General features: G+C 73.1%; 15 protein-coding genes and 1 pseudogene. 9 read left to right on the top strand and 7 right to left on the bottom strand.

The window, feature by feature from the left end:
- Positions 1–271 precede the first annotated feature (271 nt).
- Entirely contained in the window at positions 272–1,354 is a 1,083-nt protein-coding gene (locus ACFYPM_RS13140) for a hypothetical protein (RefSeq protein WP_387195141.1), read from the bottom strand.
- Positions 1,355–1,515: 161 nt separating this feature from the next.
- Here ACFYPM_RS13140 and ACFYPM_RS13135 point away from each other — a divergent pair, with 161 nt between their 5' ends.
- Positions 1,516–2,214, top strand: coding sequence for an acyltransferase (locus ACFYPM_RS13135; protein WP_387195139.1), 699 nt, complete (start codon positions 1,516–1,518; stop codon positions 2,212–2,214).
- A 20-nt stretch (positions 2,215–2,234) separates the two neighbouring features.
- Here ACFYPM_RS13135 and ACFYPM_RS13130 read toward each other — a convergent pair.
- Positions 2,235–3,296: pseudogene (locus ACFYPM_RS13130) on the bottom strand (glycosyltransferase); the annotation flags it as partial.
- Between the two features lie 243 nt (positions 3,297–3,539).
- Here ACFYPM_RS13130 and ACFYPM_RS13125 point away from each other — a divergent pair.
- Both ACFYPM_RS13125 and ACFYPM_RS13120 read left to right on the top strand, forming a co-directional pair.
- The gene (locus ACFYPM_RS13125) at positions 3,540–4,622 is read left to right on the top strand and encodes a glycosyltransferase family 4 protein (protein WP_387195136.1); all 1,083 of its coding nucleotides are present in this window, start codon (positions 3,540–3,542) and stop codon (positions 4,620–4,622) included.
- On the top strand, positions 4,619–5,938 hold the full coding sequence (locus tag ACFYPM_RS13120; protein WP_387195134.1) for a glycosyltransferase family 4 protein: 1,320 nt from the start codon (positions 4,619–4,621) through the stop codon (positions 5,936–5,938). The genes ACFYPM_RS13125 and ACFYPM_RS13120 overlap by 4 nt, the downstream gene beginning before the upstream one ends.
- Here the strand turns inward: ACFYPM_RS13120 and ACFYPM_RS13115 are convergent.
- Positions 5,854–7,089 (bottom strand): glycosyltransferase family 4 protein, encoded by a 1,236-nt coding sequence (locus tag ACFYPM_RS13115; RefSeq protein ID WP_387195131.1) that lies wholly within the window; start codon positions 7,087–7,089, stop codon positions 5,854–5,856. The genes ACFYPM_RS13120 and ACFYPM_RS13115 overlap by 85 nt on opposite strands.
- A gap of 210 nt (positions 7,090–7,299) precedes the next feature.
- Between ACFYPM_RS13115 and ACFYPM_RS13110 the strand changes: the two genes are divergently transcribed.
- From ACFYPM_RS13110 to ACFYPM_RS13100, 3 genes are read left to right on the top strand one after another with little or no spacing between them, the layout of a single operon-like run.
- Complete coding sequence (locus ACFYPM_RS13110; RefSeq protein ID WP_387195128.1) at positions 7,300–8,244, top strand: NAD-dependent epimerase/dehydratase family protein; 945 nt, start codon at positions 7,300–7,302, stop codon at positions 8,242–8,244.
- 8 nt (positions 8,245–8,252) lie between these two features.
- On the top strand, positions 8,253–9,659 hold the full coding sequence (locus ACFYPM_RS13105; RefSeq protein WP_387195125.1) for an oligosaccharide flippase family protein: 1,407 nt from the start codon (positions 8,253–8,255) through the stop codon (positions 9,657–9,659).
- Positions 9,649–11,046 carry a glycosyl transferase family 1 gene (locus ACFYPM_RS13100; protein ID WP_387195122.1) on the top strand — a complete coding sequence of 466 codons (1,398 nt, stop codon included), beginning with the start codon at positions 9,649–9,651 and terminating at the stop codon, positions 11,044–11,046. Before ACFYPM_RS13105 ends, ACFYPM_RS13100 begins: the two co-directional genes overlap by 11 nt.
- 28 nt (positions 11,047–11,074) lie before the next feature.
- Here the strand turns inward: ACFYPM_RS13100 and ACFYPM_RS13095 are convergent, their stop codons facing one another.
- The gene (locus ACFYPM_RS13095; RefSeq protein WP_387195119.1) at positions 11,075–12,463 is read right to left on the bottom strand and encodes an O-antigen ligase family protein; all 1,389 of its coding nucleotides are present in this window, start codon (positions 12,461–12,463) and stop codon (positions 11,075–11,077) included.
- Between the two features lie 266 nt (positions 12,464–12,729).
- Between ACFYPM_RS13095 and ACFYPM_RS13090 the strand changes: the two genes are divergently transcribed.
- Genes ACFYPM_RS13090 through wecB form a run of 3 tightly spaced genes read left to right on the top strand, consistent with a single transcriptional unit; the run spans position 12,730 to position 16,035 of the window.
- Entirely contained in the window at positions 12,730–13,770 is a 1,041-nt protein-coding gene (locus tag ACFYPM_RS13090; protein ID WP_387195117.1) for a polysaccharide biosynthesis protein, read from the top strand.
- Entirely contained in the window at positions 13,764–14,888 is a 1,125-nt protein-coding gene (locus ACFYPM_RS13085; RefSeq protein WP_387195115.1) for an NAD-dependent epimerase/dehydratase family protein, read from the top strand. The genes ACFYPM_RS13090 and ACFYPM_RS13085 overlap by 7 nt, the downstream gene beginning before the upstream one ends.
- A 22-nt stretch (positions 14,889–14,910) precedes the next feature.
- Positions 14,911–16,035 carry a non-hydrolyzing UDP-N-acetylglucosamine 2-epimerase gene (wecB, locus tag ACFYPM_RS13080; protein WP_387195112.1) on the top strand — a complete coding sequence of 375 codons (1,125 nt, stop codon included), beginning with the start codon at positions 14,911–14,913 and terminating at the stop codon, positions 16,033–16,035.
- 61 nt (positions 16,036–16,096) lie between these two features.
- Here wecB and ACFYPM_RS13075 read toward each other — a convergent pair whose 3' ends face one another.
- Genes ACFYPM_RS13075 through ACFYPM_RS13065 form a run of 3 tightly spaced genes read right to left on the bottom strand, consistent with a single transcriptional unit; the run spans position 16,097 to position 18,566 of the window.
- A complete protein-coding gene (locus ACFYPM_RS13075) occupies positions 16,097–17,302 on the bottom strand; it encodes a glycosyltransferase family 4 protein (RefSeq protein WP_387195109.1) in 1,206 nt (401 codons plus the stop codon).
- On the bottom strand, positions 17,299–17,946 hold the full coding sequence (locus ACFYPM_RS13070) for a NeuD/PglB/VioB family sugar acetyltransferase (RefSeq protein ID WP_387195106.1): 648 nt from the start codon (positions 17,944–17,946) through the stop codon (positions 17,299–17,301). Before ACFYPM_RS13070 ends, ACFYPM_RS13075 begins: the two co-directional genes overlap by 4 nt.
- Positions 17,943–18,566, bottom strand: a complete 624-nt coding sequence (locus tag ACFYPM_RS13065) for a sugar transferase (RefSeq protein WP_387195103.1) — start codon at positions 18,564–18,566, stop codon at positions 17,943–17,945. The genes ACFYPM_RS13070 and ACFYPM_RS13065 overlap by 4 nt, the downstream gene beginning before the upstream one ends.
- Positions 18,567–18,576 lie beyond the last annotated feature (10 nt).

Here is an 18,576-nt window from a genome sequence, read left to right as displayed (position 1 = left end):
AACGCTCGGTACGCGTCCTGACGGGTTGAAACCGGATGACCACGCTGATAGGCGACAGTCGGCCAGCATTCCCCCGATCAACCCCGAAATTCGCAGACGGACACGGCCGGCTCGGCAGCCTTCTGCGCTCCGGGGGTCCGCGGCACGAGTCGTGAGCGTCGCAACGGCCGGTCGGGCGAGGGGAAAACTGGCCGGTCGGGCGGGGGAGGGGAGGCCCCTTCGGTGGGGGTATTGTGCGACCGCTCAGGTCGCCGGCGGGGTGCGCTCGCCGTCAGCGCGTCGTTGGTCGGGAGGTGGCCGACCGCACCGGCTGCGCCGGCAGCGCGGGCACGGGGCGTCGCAGGTGGCCGACGATCGCCTCGCAGAACACCGCCTCGATGTCGCACTCCTCTTCGACGTACTGCCACGCCTGGCCCGCCCGGACGTGGTAGCCGCTCGACCTCTCCGCGGTGACCGTGCCGAAGTGCAGGCACTGGAACTCGATCAGGTGGAAGCGGTCGCCGTCGTGGCCGATGTCCAGCGACGTGAGCGGGGTGCCGAGGATGTCGGCGACCTGCTCCGCGTAGGCGAGCAGCGCGTCACGGTCGACGCCCGCCAGGTCGTAAAAGTCGAAGTCGCCGCTGCCGCTGGCCCGGAAGTCGCCGGGGCGGTTACGCCGGTAGAGGGTGTAGTAGCGCGCACCCATCCGGAGCACCTTGAAGTCACCGCTCAGCCCCGGAATCAACGCCTGCACCAGGAACTTCTGTCGGTGCGTCGAGCGCGGGTGGTGGTCTCGGCGAAGCAGTCGCCGGCCATGCTCGCGGATGGTCTCGGCGTGGTCGTGGGTACGGCTGAAGGCGCGGGCGGTGCGCAGCAGTTCCGGTCGGTCGGCGGCGCGGGCCACGAACTGGGAACCGGCGCCGTAGGCGGACTTGAGCACCTTCGGCCACGGTCCGTCCAGCGCCGCGTCGGCGAGTTCCTCGTAGGTGCCGAAGGTGCGGGTGCCCAGCCGTTGGGCGTCGCGCGGGAAGAGTTGGGCGCGCAGCGCCTCCATCATCACCTTGTTGTGGTGCGCGCGCAGGTAGCGGTAGGCCGGAACGACCCGGGCGCCGGCGGTCTCCAACGCCAGCACCAGGTCCTCGATCCAGCTCTTGTAGTGCAGCCCGCGATCCTCCGAGGAGGTGTAGAGCACCGGGACCCCGCGCAGATCGTCGCTCAGGTCCAGGTCGGCGAAGCCGATGACCTCCGGTTCGAAACCGGCGCGGGTGAGTAGCCCGGTGATCCGGTCGAGGTCCATCGTGCACAGCCCGTATTGGGTACGGGCGGTGGAGTAGAACGTGCCGCGGTAGTCGCTCAGGATCAGGATTCTGGTCATCTCGGACTCTCTGCACGGACGGAGACTTCGAGGGATATGCAACTTTTGTGGGGTTTGGCGAGGCTACCATCGGCCCCTGGATCGACCTGGACGACCGGCGGAGATGCGGGAGGCGACATGCGCGTGGTGCCCGAGCGGGCCGGCGTCGGGACGGGAGTGTGATGCGCGTCCGCCTCGATCAACCTGGAAAGCTGCTCGGCCCGGTGATCGGGACGCTCGACCGTCTCCTGCGCGCGGGGGCACGGGTCCGACGGGCGATCCGGGGCCTTGCCCTCGCCGACCGCTTCGCCGCCCGGGGAGACAACTTCACGTTCGACCCGGACGGTGTGTACACCTGCGGGTCGATCGAGGTCGGCCACAACGTTGATCTCGGGTACCGACCGATCCTGATGGCGGCCCGGAGTCGGATCCGCATCGGTGACAACGTGATGTTCGGCCCCGAGGTGACGATCCGGGGTGGCAACCACCGCATCGACCAGGTCGGCGTACCGATGATCGCGGTCGACAAGGAGGCCGGCGACAACACCCACGACCGGGGTGTGACCATCGGCGACGACGTGTGGGTGGGCACCCGGGCGGTGATTTTGCACGGGGTGACGATCGGCCGGGGCGCGGTGATCGGAGCCGGTGCGGTGGTCACCCGGTCGGTGCCGGCGTACGCGGTGGCCGCCGGCAACCCGGCCCGGGTGATCCGCCTGCGGTGGCCGGTGGAGACCATTCGGGACCACGAGCGGCAGCTCTACCCGGCCGCGCGGCGGCTGACCGCCGCCGAGTTGGCCGGTCTCGCCGAGCTGCCGGTGCCCGAGCCGCGTCCGACGCCCGTGACGAAGTCGCTGACCACCGGCCTCCAGGCGCGATAGTCGAAGCAGTGGGACCGCTCGCGGGCGGCGCGACTCATCGCCCGCCAGGCCGGGTCGTCGAGCCGCAGCGCGCGCTCGATCCCGCGCCGGACGTCCTCCGCCGCCGCGCCGTCGAGGACGATGCCCTCGCGGCCGTCCACGAGGTATCGCCGGAGATCACTTGTCAGGTTGAGCAGCACCGGGCAACCGGCGGCGAGACTCTCCGGCACCTTGGAGGGGAAGCCCGCCTGCGCGTATCCGAGCGGCGGGCGGACCAGCACGGAGAAGTGTGCCCGGCGCAGCTCGGCGAGCACCCGGTCGCGGGGGACCCGGCCCAGGAAACTCACCTGGTCGTCGAGGTCGGCCGGCCCGGCCGCGTCCAGATCGGAGAGCCGGCTGGCCCGCTCCTTGCTGATCCCGGCGATCACCAGGTGCACCCTGGCCCGATCGGCGGGCGGGAGGAGACGGATGCCCTCCAGCACCACGGCCAACTGGTCCTTCGCACCCGCCGACCCGGCGTAGAGCAGTCGCAGCCCGTCGCCGAGCGCGGGTGGCGCGGGGTCGGCGTAGTCGGCGAGGTCCACCTGGGGCGGCACCACAAGGGTCGGCCGGCCCCGGCGCACGAAGTGCCGCTCCAGCCGCTCGGAGATGACGATGACCTGGTCGGCGAGTCGGCCGGCCCAGAAGGACGCCCAGCGGTGCCGGAGGAAGTACGGCGTCCGCCAGCCGCGGGGGAACTGTGCCCGGTCGTGCTGCTCCAGCACGTCCACCGTCACGGGGCACCGCACCGCCACTCGCAGCACCGCCCAGGTCGCCAGGTCCCAGAGCCCGAGCGGTAGGTGCACGCCGGCCAGGTCGCTCGGACGGACGCCCGCGCGGCGCAGCGCGGCCAGCACCCGCAGCGGGCGGAGTCGCCGGTGCGACCAGCGGCCGAGCGCCCCACCGCCCCCGCGGCGGCGGGGCAGCGTGATCAGGCGGACGTCGGGTGGCAGGTCCACGGGGGAGGGTGGGCACGACCCGTCGTCGGGCCAGTCGTTGACCACCAGGGCCACGCCCCCCGGCGGGGTGGCGGACCGGACCAGTTGCAGGAGCCGGTTGGACATCGCGTCGCCGTGCGGAAACCGGTACGCAGCCAGCGCCAGCACCGCGGGCGTCGCGGCGGGCCGCAGGGCGGGGATCAGGTCCGTGCTGGTGGTGGGCTCGCCCACGCTCCACCCCCTCCGGAGATCCAAGTGATTTGTGCCATTATGACTGCTTAGACTAGGCGGGCCGTCGGAATGAGGAGACATGCAGCGTGCAGCCGTGCGCGACATCCGGCAGCGCCCCGCGTCGGCCGGAGCGCCGTCGTGAGCCGACCGGTGGTGGTGCAGCACTCGGCTGGCGTCCCCGGCGCCAACGGCCCGCTGACCGCCGTGCAACGGGTGCTCGCCTCGCCCCTGGCCGACCGGTACGCGTTCGTCCGGATGCACCAGCACGCCGGCAACGGCAGCCTGAACCTGCCGCTCCTGCGGGAGTGGGTGCGGCTGCTGCGACGGGTCCGCCCGGATCTGGTGCACGTGCGGGGTCTGCAGAACGAGGGCTTCCACGGCGTGCTCGCCGCCCGCCTCGCCGGCTGCCCACGGGTCCTGGTCACCGTCCACGGCACCGTACGGGACCTGCGTCAGCCGGGTCGCCCCTGGCGGCGACGACTGCTCGTGCACGGGGCCGAGCCCCTGACGCTGCGGCTGGCCAGCCACGTCGGCACCGTCTGCGCGTACGCCGCCGGCCGGGACTTCCTGTCCGACCTGGGCGCGAAGTTCGTCGGGGTGATCCCCAACGGGGTGCCGCTGCCGACCCGTCCACACGCCGCCCGGGACCGGGTCCGCGCCGAGCTGGGCCTGCGCCCCGACGACGTCGCGATGATCGCGGTGTCCCGGCTGACCTGGGAGAAGGGGTACGGCGTCCTCGCCGACGCGGTACGCCGGCTGCCGCCGTCGGCCACCCGCCGGGTGCTGCTGGTCGCCGGCGACGGGCCGGACCGCGACGGCATCGCGGCGGCGCTGGCCGACGCCGGTCAGGTCGAGGTGCGCCTGCTCGGCAACCGTCTCGACGTACCGGACCTGCTCGCCGCGGCGGACCTCTTCGTCTTCCCGACCCTGCACGAGAACCTCTCCAACGCGCTGCTCGAAGCGATGGCGTACGGACTGCCGGTGGTCGCCTCGGCGGTGGGCGGCAACGTCGAGGTGCTGCGCTCCGGCGGCGGCCGGCTGGTGCCGGCCGATGACCCGGATGCCCTGGCCGCGGCACTGTCTCCGCTGCTCGACGACGCCGCCGAGCGGCGCCACGTGGGGGAGTTGGGTCGCAAGGTGGTGGCCGAGGACTACGGCCTCGACGTCATGCTCGGTCGCCTCGATCGGGTCTATCAGCAGATCCTCGGGGAGGGACGGTGACGCAGCGACGCGGCCCCCGGGTCACCCTGCTGGGCTTCACCGTGCCGGACGACCTGCTCACCGAGATCATCGCCCGGGACACCAACCTGCCGACCCAGACGCACACCTTCGCCTGGGGCCTGGTGCGGAGCCTGCGGGCCGCCGGCTGCCCGGTGCACCTGCTCTCCGCTGCCCCGGTGTCCACCTGGCCGGGCAACTGTCAGGTCCGCTTCCGGGCGGGCCGGTTCCGACAGGACGACGTGGACGGGCAGTTGCTGGCGTTCGTCAACCTGCTCGGCCTCAAGCACCTCACCCGGTTCGTGGCCGCCTGGCGTACCGGCGGTCGGGCGCTGCGCGAGCGGGACGCCGACGTCCTGCTGGTGCACGGCGTGCACTCGCCGTTCCTCTGGTTCGGTGTGCTGCGCCGCCGCGGCGTCCACGTGGTGCCGGTGCTCACCGACCCGCCGGGTGTCGCGCTGCCCGGCGACGGTCGGCTGGTCCGGTTGCTGCGCGGGCTCGACGTCGCGCTGGTCCGGGCCGCCCTCGCCCGCTGCTCGGGGGTGATCGCGCTGACCGCCGCGCTCGCCGAGGACTTCGCGCCCGGCCGGCCCCGGCTGGTGCTGGAGGGCATCTGGTCCGCCGACCCGCCGGAGCCGCGCGAGCGCGCCCGGGCGGTGCCGCCGCCCGGCGCGACCAGGGACATCGTGTACGCGGGGGGCCTGAGCCGTGCCTACGGCGTCGACCGGCTGGTCGAGGCGTTCCGCGGTCTGCCCGGGGACGACCTGCGGCTGTGCGTGTACGGCCGGGGCGAGCTGGCGGGTTGGCTGCGCGACCAGGCCGCCGTGGATCGGCGCATCCTGCCTCCGGAGTTGCTGCCCCGCCCGGAGTTGCTGCCGCGGCTGGCCCGGGCGGCCGTGCTGGTGAACCCGCGTCCGGTGGACCAGGACTTCGTCCGCTGGTCCTTCCCGTCGAAGATCATCGAATACCTGGCCACCGGCGTACCCGTGGTGAGCACCCGACTGCCGGGCATTCCCGGGGAGTACGCGCCGTGGCTGTCCTTCGCCGAGCCGGACACCGCCGCCGGGCTGCGGGCAGCCGTCGCACGGGTGCTGACGCTGCCGGCGGACGAGGCCCGGGCGCTGGGCACCGGCGGGGCCCGCTTCGTGCGAAACACGCGCAACCCGGTCGCACAGGGTCGCCGCGTGCGCGACTTCCTCGCCGGCCTGACCGGGCTGCCCGAGGGGCGCGCCACTCAGCCCCGGCCCCGCGCGGCGGCCTTGCTGAGCAGGTCCTCGATCTGGTCGACGCCGACCCGCAACGACATCCGGTCCAGGTAGAGCTGGCGACCCCGCCGGCCCATCGCGATCCGCTGCTCGGCCGGCACCCGGGCGGCGGCCGCGAACTGGTCGGCCAACGCCCGCCAGTCGTCCGGCGGGCAGACCAGACCCGCCCCGCCCGCGCCGACCAGCGCGGCGGCGTCGCCGTCGGCCGACATCAGCACCGGGGCGCCACAGGCCAGCGCGGCCTGCAACTTCGAGGGCACCGTCCCGCGTAGCCAGGGCAGGTCGCGCAGCATGACCAACTGGTAGTCGGCGGCGGCGTACAGCTCGGCCATCTCGGCGGCCGGACGGCGACCGACGAACCGCACGTTGTCCGCGTCCAACTCGTCGGCGAGTCGCCGGGCCTGTTCCGCGCCCAGCCCGGTGCCGACGAAGACCAGGTCCACCGCGTCCGGCGCCGCCGCGGCCGCGCGGATGGCGACATCGACGCCCTGCAACACACCCAGGTTGCCGGCGAACATCACCGTCACCCGCCCCCGGTGCCCGATCGTCGCTCGGGCCGAGTCGGTGCCGGCCACCGGCCGGAACAGCGCCTCGTCGGTCCAGTTGAAGACGGTGCGCACCGCGCCGGGGTCGACACCCCGCTCGATCACCTGTTCCGCCATGGCGGGCGCGATCACCGCGATGCCGGCGCAGGCGCGGTAGATGCGGCGCATCATGCCGGTCAGGACCCGGTCCATGGCCCGCCCGGCCAGCCCCGGTGGGGCCATCCCGGACGCGGTCACCGACTCCGGCCACAGGTCCTGCACGTGCAGCACCGCCGGGACGCCACGCAGCAACCGCAGCAGACCGGCGGCGGCGTACGCGGTGGGTGGCGGGTGGTAGACGTAGAGCGCGTCGACGCCGTGCAGATGGCGCGGGGCCGCCAGGGTGCTGGTGGCGGCGAAGGAGAGATAGCTCGCCGCCCGGCGCAGCCCGGATCGGTCGTGACTCGGGTACGCGGGCACCCGTCGAACGGTCACCCCGCGATCGGTGGCCCGGTGGTTCCAGCGTTGCCGCCAACCCGGGTAGGTCCGTCCGAGCGGCAGGCTCGGGAAGGTGGTCAGCACCCGCACCTCGTGGCCGCGTCGGGCCAACTCCGTCGCCAGTTGACCCGGCACGAAGGCGCTCTCCGGGGGGTACCACTGACTGATCAGTCCGATTCGCATGTGCCCGGCACTCCCGTTGACGTCGACTCGTCCACCTGGGCAGACAACTGACGGAGGGGAATGAAGGACACGCGGGTCGGTGTCCGCTTCGCGTGACTTGCGGCAACAGCGCTCGTTGTCACACTAGTGGCCCCAGCGGCGCTGCCACGGCCCCACCGAGCGGGCACCCCAGCGCCCGCCGCCCGGGGCCGAGCCGAACGGGGAGACGCGTTGAAGGTAGTCGTGACCGGCGGCGCCGGGTTCATCGGCGCCAACCTGGTACGGGCGCTCGACGAGGCACCCCAGGTGACCGACGTCGTGGTGGTCGACGACCTCTCCACCGGCCTGCTGGACAACCTGCACGACCAGCCCGTCCGGCTGCACCGGGGCTCCGTGCTCGACCCGGACCTGCTGGACGAGGCGTTCGCCGGGGCGGCCACCGTGGTGCACCTGGCCGCTCTCGGCTCCGTGCCGCGCTCGATCGACCGGCCGCTGCCCAGCCACCACGCCAACGCCACCGGGACGTTGATGGTGCTGGAGGCGGCTCGCCGGCACCACGTCCACCAGGTGATCCTCGCGTCCTCGTCGTCGGTCTACGGCGCCAACCCGGTGCTGCCCCGCCAGGAGGAGCTGCGCCCGATTCCGGTGTCCCCGTACGCGGTCTCCAAGCTCGCCGCCGAGGCGTACGCGCTCGCCTACGCCGCCTGCTACGACCTGGGTGTGCTGCCGTTGCGCTTCTTCAACGTCTACGGTCCCCGGCAGGCGGCGCACCACGCGTACGCCGCGGTGCTGCCCCGTTTCGTCACCGCCGCGCTCGCCGGCGAGCCACTGCGCGTGCACGGCGACGGTCGGCAGGCCCGCGACTTCACGTTCGTCGGCAGTGTCACCTCGGTTATCGTCGACGCCGTCGTCCGTCGGGTGTCCACCACCGACGCGGTGAACCTGGCCTTCGGCGCGCGGGTGTCCCTGCTCGACCTGATCGCCGAGCTGGAGGACATCATGGGCCGGCCGCTGCCGGTCGTGCACGAGGCGCCGCGCCCGGGCGACGTGCGGGACTCGCAGGCCGACTGCACCCGCCTGGGGGAGCTGTTCCCCGGGGTGCGGCCGGTGCCGCTGCGCACCGGCCTGGAGCGCACGGTGTCCTGGATGGCGGGTCACGTGCTCGCGAGTCAGTAGGGCCGTCGATGTCGTCCGGGGTCGTTGAGCGGACCCGACGCGCCCGCCGACCGGGCACGCGCCGTCGGCTTTCCGACCGTGGTCGCCGGCTCGTCTCCGGGGTGGCGACGGCGCTGCTCAGCCGGGCGGCGGGGCTCGTCGTGCCGATCGTCCTGGTGCCGGTGACGCTGCCCTACTTCGGCAACGACCTGTACGGCCTGTGGATGGCGGTGGCCGCGCTGGCCGGTATGGCGGCCTTCGCCGACCTGGGGCTGGGCAGCGGGCTGATGACGAAGCTCGCCCCCTGCTACGCCCACGGCGACACCGCGCAGGCCCGCCGCTACATCTCCAGCGCGTACCTGACCCTGTCGGGGCTCGCGCTCGCCCTCACCGGCCTGCTCTGGGTCTTCGCCGGTGCCGTGCCCTGGTCGGCGCTGTTCAACGTGACAGGTCAGGTCAGCCCGGAGCAGACCCGGACGATCTCGTTGATCTGTCTCACCGCGTTCGCGCTCAACATCCCACTCAGCCTGATCGCCCGCGTCCAGTACGCCTACCAGCAGGTCGGCCGGAGCAACGTCTGGCAGACGGCGGGCAGTCTGGCCGCCCTCGGCGCGGTGCTCGGCGTGGTCTGGGCCGGCTGGTCGCCGCTCCTGGTGGTCGCCCTGTCGGTGGCCGCGCCGCTGCTGGTCAACCTGCTCAACACGCTCTGGTTCTTCGGCCGGCAGGAGCCGCGGATCCGACCCACGCCGAGGGCCGTGCAGGCACACGCCGCCCTGGAGCTGACCCGGCTCAGTGGGCTGTTCTTCGTGCTGACCGTGGTCATCTCGTTCGCCACCAACGCCGACACGCTGATCATCGCGCACGCGCTCGGCCTGTCCGCCGTCGCCGGGTACGTGGTGCCCGCGAAGCTGCTGTCCCAACTCGGCCAGCTCGTCGTCCTGGTCAACGTGCCACTGTGGCCGGCCAACGGCGAGGCGTTGGCCCAGGGCCAGGTGGACTGGGTGCGCCGCACCACCCGCCGGATGACCGTGTTGTCGGTGCTCGCCGCCGGTCTGCCGGCCGCCGTGCTCGTCGCCTTCGGTGAGTGGCTGTTCGCGGCCTGGCTGCCGGTGCCGATGGGCGGCGACCGGTGGCTGCTGGCCGGGCTGGGCGTCTGGTGGCTGCTCCAGTCGGCGCTCTCGCCCCGGTTCATGGTGCAGAACGCCGGCGGCGTCCTCGTCCCGCAGTTGTGCGGCTGGGGGGCGTTCCTGGTGTTGTCGGTGCTCGGCAAGTGGTACGCCGCCGACCGCGTCGCCGTCGCCGCCGTGCCCTGGGTCGGCGCGGCCGGTTACGCGCTGACCGTCGTGCCGGCGGCGCTGTACGGATATCGCCGGACGCTGCGGCTGCACCGTGGCCCGATGATCGAGCGGAGTTTGGTGTCCGACCATGCGCGCTGACGAGTATCCCCGCGTGCTGGTGGTGAGCGCGGCCGTGTTCGATCGCTCCACCGGCACCGGCATCACCCTGTCGAACCTGTTCACCGGCTGGCCGGGGGACCGCCTCGCCCAGCTCTACGCCGAGGACCGCGCCCCGGGTCCGGACGCCGTCGGCACGTTCGCCCGGTTCGCGCCGCGCAACGCCCCGGTGGAGTACCACCTGTTCCGGCAGTGGGAACGCGTCCGCCGACCGGTCCGGGCCGTGGTGCTCGGCGCGACCGGTGCGCCAGGCGCCGCCGGTCCGACCGGCGTTGCGCGTGATCCCGGGCCGGGCCCGGTGCGTGCCCGGCTGCGCACCCAACTCCGTGCCTTCGTCGACCTCAGCCCGGTCCGTGTTCCCGACGACGTCCGTCGGTGGCTGCGGGAGCAGCGGCCGGACGTCATCTACACCACGCTGGGCAGCATCCGGATGATGCGCCTCGCCGTCGCCGCCGCGCAGGAGTGCCGGGTGCCCCTGGTGCCGCACTTCATGGACGACTGGCCCACCACGCTCCACACCGGCGGTCAGGTGCTGGGGCTGCCCCGGCTCGCGGTCCGTGCCGGCTTCCGGGACGTCCTGCGGCACGCCTCGTACGGAATGGGGATCAGCGTGGCGATGGCGCGGGAGTTCGAACGCCGTTACGGGTTGCCCTTCGCCGCCTTCGGCAACTGCGTGGACGCCGCGGACTTCGCCGACCCGGACCGGCCCGCGCCGGACCGCCCGGTCGGGGCGCCTGTCGAGGTGGTCTACGTGGGCGGGTTGCACCTGGACCGGTGGCGGTCACTGCGCCGCGTCGGCGAGGCGGTCGTTCGCCTGGCGGCCCAGGGGACACCGGCCCGGCTGACCGTGCACGCCCCGGCGACCGACCTCGCGCGGTACGCTGGCGCGTTCACCGGACTGTCCGCGGTGCGCCTGGGCCGATCGCTGGCCAGCGACGAGGTCGCCGGTGCGCTGCACCGTTCGGACGTGTTGGTGCACGTCGAGTCGTTCGCCGCGGAGCACCGCCGCTACACCCGCTACTCGCTGTCCACCAAGATCCCGCAGTACCTGGCAGCCGGCCGTCCCGTCGTCGGATTCGGCCCGGCCGAACTGGCCTCGATGGCGCACCTGGCGGCGGCCGACGCCGGCGCGGTGGTCGGAACCGACGACCCGGCGGCACTCGTGGGGGCGCTCACCCCGCTCTGCACCGACGCCGGGCTACGGGCTCGGCTCGGCGGGCGGGCGCTGGCGTACGCGGTGCGGCACCACCGCGCCGACCAGGTGGCGGCCCGCTTCGCCGAGGTGCTGCGGGAGGCGGCGACCCGTCCGGCCGACCGGCCACCGATGCCCCGGCCCGGGCGGGCCGGGGCGCTGGCGGACGCCGACTGACGCGCCGACCGCCGTGCCTGCCGGCCCGTCAGCGGTAGAGGCTGACCTGGACCGATCGGCCGTCGCCGGTGCTGACGAGCGCGGCCGGGGTCGGGCGGTGGCGGCGGGCGCGGGAGTGCCGGGGCGCCGCCGGCGGACCCCAGCTCCCCGGCAGGACGGTGACCAGCGCCAGCACCAGCCAGAAGGCGAGCGACGTCTCCCACTGGCCGGTCAGCCAGATCGGCAGCATGACGCCGGTGAACGCGCAGGCCAGCAGCAGCCCGGCTCGGCCGGTACGGGCCGCGACGACGAGCGCCGCGGCCATCGCGCCGAAGTAGAGCAGCACGCCGACCAGCCCCAGGTCGTTGCCGACGGTGAGCAGCAGGTTGTGTGGCCCGATCTCGTACGGGTTGGTGCTGAGAAAGACTCCCGCGCCGGATCCGTTCAGCGGTGACTCCGACCAGGTCGACAACGCGTATGGCCAGATCCAGAGGCGTCCGGAGATGTCGCCGGTGGGTCGTCCGTACAGGCCGTCGAGCCAGAGCAGCTCGGCCCTCGGCGTCAGCCCGAACGGCACCAGGACGATGAGCGTGGCGGCGAGCCCGGCGACGGTGACCCCGGTCAGTCGAGGCGCCACGCGGGTGGCCAGCGCGCCGGCGAGACCGCCCACGATGCCGATGGCCGCACCACGCGAGCCGGTGAGCAGCACGCCGTACCCGAGCAGCACGGCCAGGGCCAGCGGCGTGAGACGCAGGACCGGCCGGTGCGCGCCGGCCGCGGCGAGCACCAGGGCCAGCACCACGCCGGCGGCCAGGGTGTACGCCGTGCCGTTCACCTCCCGGCCGTCGATGCCGTAGCGCTCGGCGAAGAGAACCACCTGCCCCTGGGACCGGGCGCCGGTCGCCACCTCGACGGCGACCACCGCGCAGCCGAGCAGGAAGGTCCAGCCGACCAGCAGCAGGTCCCGGCGGCCCCGGACGACGTGCCGGCAGGCCACGAAGAGCAGGCTGACCGAGACGTACCGGTAGGCGGCGGGTCCGGTGATGTCGGGGTGGCTGGTCCAGAGCAGGCTGGCGGCGGCCCAGCCGGCGGTGAGCAGCGCGACGGTGTCGACCGGCCGCAGCCGGGGCAGCCGGCCGGTCAGCACGACGGCCAACACGGCGAGGATCGCCACGTAGTTGAACGACCACCACGGTGGCCGGGCCACCAGGTAGGCGGCGACACACAGGACCAGCACGGCGGGCAGGCTGCCGGTGGGCGCGGCCGGCGAGGGGCCGGGCTGTGCCGCGGGTCGCCGTCCGGGTCGGGCCAACGGGGCGGGCACCAGTTGGGCGCCGGCGGTGTGGTGGTGTCGCGGGGCGTGGGTCGGGTGGTGTCGCGGTGGCGCGTCGGCCAGCGTGTGCGCCCCGCGCCCGTCTGGACAGGCTCGGCGAGGCACGGAACCGTTTCTACCAGGTGCGACGGGGCGAAGTGGCCAAATCACTGCATACACCGACATGTTTTCGGAGTGCCCAATAGCTCGTTTGGCCCGTTTGCCGCCCAAACACGTATCTGCTGCTGGGGCCCCTCGTTGACCCGGGTGCCGCATCCGGCGGGGCTTCCGCCTGACCGCCGGAGACCGGCGCCCGCGCCACAGCGCGCAGCCGCTGTGCGCGCCGGGTCGACGGGTGAGAACCGCCCGTCGGGTGACGAACGGGAGAGTCAATGAGCGTGATGACCGCGGGCCGCCGGGTGCTGATCACCGGTGGGACCGGATCCTTTGGACAGACCATGGCGCGACGACTGCTCGACCGCGACGTCGCCGAGGTGCGGATCCTCAGCCGGGACGAGGCCAAACAGGACGCCATGCGGCGTTCCATCGGCGACGAGCGGATGCGCTACCACGTCGGCGACGTCCGGGACATCGACACGGTGCTGCGGGCCACCCGCGGCGTCGACTTCGTCTTCCACGCGGCGGCGCTCAAGCAGGTGCCGTCCTGCGAGTTCTTCCCCCTGGAAGCGGTGCGCACCAACATCCTCGGCAGCGGCAACGTGGTCGAGGCCGCCGCGCACAACGGCGTCAGCTCGGTCGTCGTGCTCAGCACCGACAAGGCCGTCTACCCGGTCAACGCGATGGGCATGAGCAAGGCGCTGATGGAGAAGGTCGCCCAGGCGTACGCCCGCAACAACCCGAACAGCGCCACCACCGTGTCCTGCGTCCGGTACGGCAACGTGATGTACTCGCGCGGCTCGGTGATCCCGCTCTTCATCGAGCAGATCAAGGCCGGCCGCGCGCCCACCGTCACCGACCCGGCCATGACCCGCTTCCTGATGTCGCTCGCCGACTCCGTCGACCTGGTCGAGCACGCCTTCCACCACGCCCGCCCCGGCGACGTGTTCATCCGCAAGGCCGCCGCCTGCACGATCAGCGACCTCGCCGAGGCCGTCTGTCAGTTGTTCGACGTGCCGTTCAAGCTGGACATCATCGGCGTACGGCACAGCGAGAAGTCGCACGAGACCCTCGCGAGCCGGGAGGAGTTGGCCCAGGCCGACGACTTCGGGGACTTCTACCGGGTGCCGCTGGACGCGCGCGACCTCAACTACGCGCTGTACGTCTCCGAGGGCGAGCTGGGCGAGCGGCCCGGCGAGGACTTCAACTCGGCGAACGCCACCCGGCTCGGCGTACCCGATGTGGTGCGGCTGCTCAGGTCGCTGCCGGAGATCCGGGCGGAGCTGGCGCTGCGGGACCCGGTGCTGGCGTGCTGAGCCTCGCCGTCACCGGCGCCGGCGGTTTCGTCGGCTGGCACGTGCGGGTCCTGCTGCGCGCGCTCGGCTGGCCCGAGCCGACCGTGCTGACCCGTACCGATCTGGCCGACCCGGCGGTGGTCGCCCGCAAGATCGCCGGGGTGGACCGGGTGCTGCACCTGGCTGGGGTCAACCGGGGGGAGCCCGCCGACGTGGCGGCCGGCAACGTCCAGCTCGCCGCGCAGCTCGCCAACGGCCTGCGCGCCTGCCCGGACCCACCCATCGGTGTGGTCTTCGCCAACTCGGTGCAGGCCGGCAACGGCACCCCCTACGGCGACGCCAAGGCCACCGCCGCCGGCATCCTCGCCGAGACCGGCGTACCCCTGGACGACGTGCTGCTGCCCAACCTGTACGGCGAGCACGGCCGACCCTGGTACAACTCGGCCGTCGCCACCTTCTGCCGGGTCCTCGCCGAGGGCGGCCGGCCGGAGGTGCACGCCGACCGACAGTTGGACCTGGTGCACGTCACCGACGCCGCCGCCCGGCTGGCCGGCGTCGCGGCGGCCGGCTCCTGGGACCCGGCGCTGCCGGCCCTGCGGATCGGGGTCCGCGACCTCGCCGACCAGCTCACCTCGTACGCCGGGGTCTACCGCACCGGCGAGATCCCGCCGCTGCGCGACCGGCACGACGTGCGGCTGTTCAACACCTACCGGTCGCACTGCTTCCCGGCGCACTACCCGTTGGCCCTGCCCTCCCGGGCCGACGCCCGGGGGGCCCTTGTCGAGACGGTCAAGGCGCACGGGGGAGCGGGGCAGACCTTCTGCTCCACCACCCGGCCCGGAATCACCCGGGGTGAGCACTTCCACCTCGCCAAGGTGGAGCGGTTCGTGGTGCTGCGCGGCACCGCCGAGATCAGCCTGCGCCGCGTCGGCGACACCGACGTCGTCCGATTTCCGGTCAGCGGCGACCAACCCGTGGTCGTCGACATGCCGACCATGTGGGCGCACAACATCACCAACACCGGCCCGGACGAGCTGCTCACCCTCTTCTGGACCAACGAGTTGTTCGACCCGGAACGGCCCGACACGTGGCCGGAGCCGGTCGGCGACGAACACCTGGTGCCGGTGGGCGCCCGGTGACCCACAGGCGGAGGGAGATGACATGACCAGGGTGATGACTGTCGTCGGCACCCGTCCCGAGATCATCCGACTGTCCCGGGTGCTCAGCCGGTTGGACGACACCGTCGACCACGTGCTCGTGCACACCGGGCAGAACTGGGACACCACCCTCTCCGACGTGTTCTTCAAGGAGCTGCGACTGCGCGAACCGGACCGGTTCCTGCGCGTCGACACCACCTCGTTGGGCCGGGTGCTCGGCGGCGTCCTGGTCGGCATGGAGGCGGCGATCGCCGAGCTGCGACCCGACGCGCTGCTCGTGCTCGGCGACACCAACAGCTGCATCGCGGCCCTGATGGCCCGGCGGATGCGGGTGCCGGTCTACCACATGGAGGCCGGCAACCGCTGCTTCGACCTCAACGTGCCGGAGGAGACGAACCGGCGACTCGTCGACCACGTCGCCGACTTCAACCTGGTCTACACCGAACACGCCAGGCGTAACCTGCTCGCCGAGGGCCTGCACCCGCGCCGGATCCTGCACACCGGCTCGCCGATGCGGGAGGTGCTGGAGCACTACCGGGCACCGATCGCCAGCTCGACCGTCCTCCGGCAACTGGAGTTGGACGAAGGCCGGTACTTCCTGGTCAGCGCACACCGGGAGGAGAACGTGGACCGGCCCGACCGGCTGCGGCGGCTGCTGGACTGCCTGGTCGCGGTCCGCGACCGCTGGGGCTACCCGGTGCTGGTCTCCACCCATCCGCGTACCCGCAAGCGGTTGGAGTCCCTCGCCCCGGACGCCACCGCGCTGGACGGCATCGCCTTTCACGACCCGTTCGGTCTGCTCGACTACGTGCACCTGCAGACGAAGGCGTTCTGCACCCTGTCCGACAGCGGGACGATAAGCGAGGAGGCCGCCATCCTCGGCTTCCCCGCGGTGACCCTGCGGGAGTCCATCGAACGCCCCGAGGCGCTCGACGCGGGCGGGATCATCATGACCGGTCTCGACCCGCGGGGGGTGGTCGAGGCGGTCGAGGTGACGGTGGCGCAGGTCGCCGCGGACGGCGTGCCCTGCCCGGCCGACTACCAGGTGCCGGACACCTCACGGCGGGTGGTCGACTTCATCCTCTCCACCGTGCGCCGGCACCACGACTGGGCCGGCATCCGGCACTGAGCCGCCACCATGGGCGGTCGGTGTCCCGGCGGGACCGGCCACCGGCCGCCCGACGGCGTGCTCAACGCCGCCGACCGGCCACGTCCTCGACGATGTCCGCCACCTCGGCCGCCGCCCGCAGGTCGTCGAACGAATTCAGGACGTGGCGGCGGGCCAACCGGCCGCACAGGCTGAGCCGGCCCGCGACCCACCCCTGGTACGCCGAGTCCAGCGCCGCCACCAGAGCCATCGGATCACCCGGCGGGACGACCCAACCGGACCGTTCGGTCACCGCCTCGGGCAGACCACCGGCCGCGCTGACGATGCTCGGCACACCCATCGCGCCAGCCTGTACCGCCGCGCCCGGGCCGTCACCGAGGGACGGGGACACGCTGACATCCGCGGCGGCGTAACAGGGCCGCACGTCTCCGACCGACTCCACCCAGGTGATCCCGGGGTCACCGGCGACGCCGAAACGGTCGACGAGCTGCCGCCGGTAGTCCTCACCGGCGGCCGTCCAGCCGCCTCCGACCAGCAGCAGGTGCGCGTCCGGGTGCCGGCGGCGAAACGTCTGCCAGGCGTCCAGCAGCACGTCGTGACCCTTGACCCCCCGACCCGAGTGGATGAACCACCTCGGCGGGTAGACGTGCGCGACCATCACCACCAGGAACACGCCCTGGTCGATGCCCAGCTCGGCGCGGAGCTTCGCCCGCTGGTCCGGGCCGGTGGCGTCCGGGCTGAACGCGTCGGTGTCCACCCCGTACACGGCGACCGGGCGACGCTGCGGCGGACACCCCAGCTCGCCGTAGCGGGCGGAGGCGTAGCGGCAGCCGCAGATCAGCACGTCGTCCAGCCGCCACAGCAACCGCTCCGCCGAGCGGACCAACCGGGATTCCAGGTACGCCGGGTTGGCCACCATGTGCACCCGGCGGACCGGCAGGCCCAGCGTGGACAGTCGCACCGCGTACGCCGAGGCGATCAGGTGGTACTGCACCACGTCCGGGCGCAACCGGCGCAGCAGCGCGCGCAGCAGCAACAGCCCGATGGGCGCGTACCGGCCCATGGTGAAGTCGTACGGGGAGCTGAGCACGTCGACGCCGCGGCGCTCCAACTCGTCGGTGAGCCGGCCGGCCCCGCGCGGCAGCACGACTGTCACCTCGTGCCCCCGGTGCCGCAACTCCTCGACCTGCGGCAGCAGCCACATCCCGCCGGTACTGGTCTTGACCAGCACCGCGATCCGGAGCTGGCGGACGCCGAGCGGCCGGCTCGCGCGGGGACCGACGCTCACCGGGCCGGGACTCCCTTGACCACCGCGCCGGCGGGTACGTCGCGGACCACGCAGGCCCCGGCGCCGACCGTGGCGCCCGCGCCGACCCGCAGCCTCTGCAACACCACGGCACCGGCCCCGATCAGCACCCCGTCGCCCAGGTGGCAGTCGCCGGAGACCGCACCCAACGGGTTGACCGACACGTGGTCGCCCAGCGCGCAGTCGTGCGCCACCGCGCTGTTCTGGTTGAGGTGCACGTGCCGGCCGAGCGTGACGTTCGTGGTGACCCGGGCGCCCGGAAACACGATCAGGCCTTCGCCGTACACGGTGTCCGGGCCGACGGTGGCGTCCGGGTGCACCAGCACCGCCGCCGGCAGCCGGTACGCGGTCAGCCGCTGATCCACCGAACGCCGCGCGGCCGGATCCCCGATGCCCAGCGCCAGGTGGGTGCCGGCGGGCTGCTCGCCCAGGCGGGCAGTGCCACCGAGGTAGGGCACCTCCAGCCGCTGCACCCGTTTCAGGTTGACCTCGCTGGGCTGGTCGTCGACGAAGCCCCGCACCCGCCAGACCGGGCCACCACGGGCGGCGGCGTTGACGGCCCGGACGATGCCGAGCACCTCGCGGCCGTGCCCGCCGCAGCCGACGATGACGATGTCCAGGCTCACCGGCGGCCCTCTGCCGGTCCGCGACCGCCGGCGGTGGCCAGCTCGGCCGGGCCGAGGAACTCGTGGGCGGTGGCCGCGCCGGCGGCGGTGATCCCCTCCCGGAGCAGGACTGTTCGTACCGTGCGCAGCAGGATCCGCACGTCCAGCACGAGCGAGCGGTGCCGCACGTAGTGCACGTCGAGAGCGAAACGCTCGTCCCAGCTCAGCGCGTTGCGCCCGTACGCCTGCTGGAGACCGGTGATGCCCGGGCGCACCTCGTGCCGGCGGAGCTGCTCCGGGCTGTAGCGGCTCAGGTACGCCGGCAGCAGGGGACGCGGCCCGACCAGGCTCATCTCGCCGCGCAGCACGTTCCACAGTTGGGGCAACTCGTCGAGACTTGTCGTCCGCAGCCAGCGGCCGAAGTTGGTGAGTCGGACGGCGTCGTTGGCCGGTGCCTCGTCCGCACTGCCAACGGTCATCGAACGGAACTTGACCAGGCGGAACAGTCGACCGTGCCGACCCGGGCGGGCCTGCCGGAACAGCACGGGCCGACCCATGGTGACAAGCACGGCCAGCGCCACCGCGGCGAGCACCGGCGTCGCGAGCAGCAGGCCGGTGGCGGCCAGGACCACGTCCAGCATCCGTTTGACG

The organism is Micromonospora sp. NPDC005203, assembly GCF_042872705.1.
Taxonomy (GTDB): domain Bacteria; phylum Actinomycetota; class Actinomycetes; order Mycobacteriales; family Micromonosporaceae; genus Micromonospora.
Note: the sequence above shows the minus strand (reverse complement) of the source record. Positions and strands in the feature narration are given on the sequence as shown.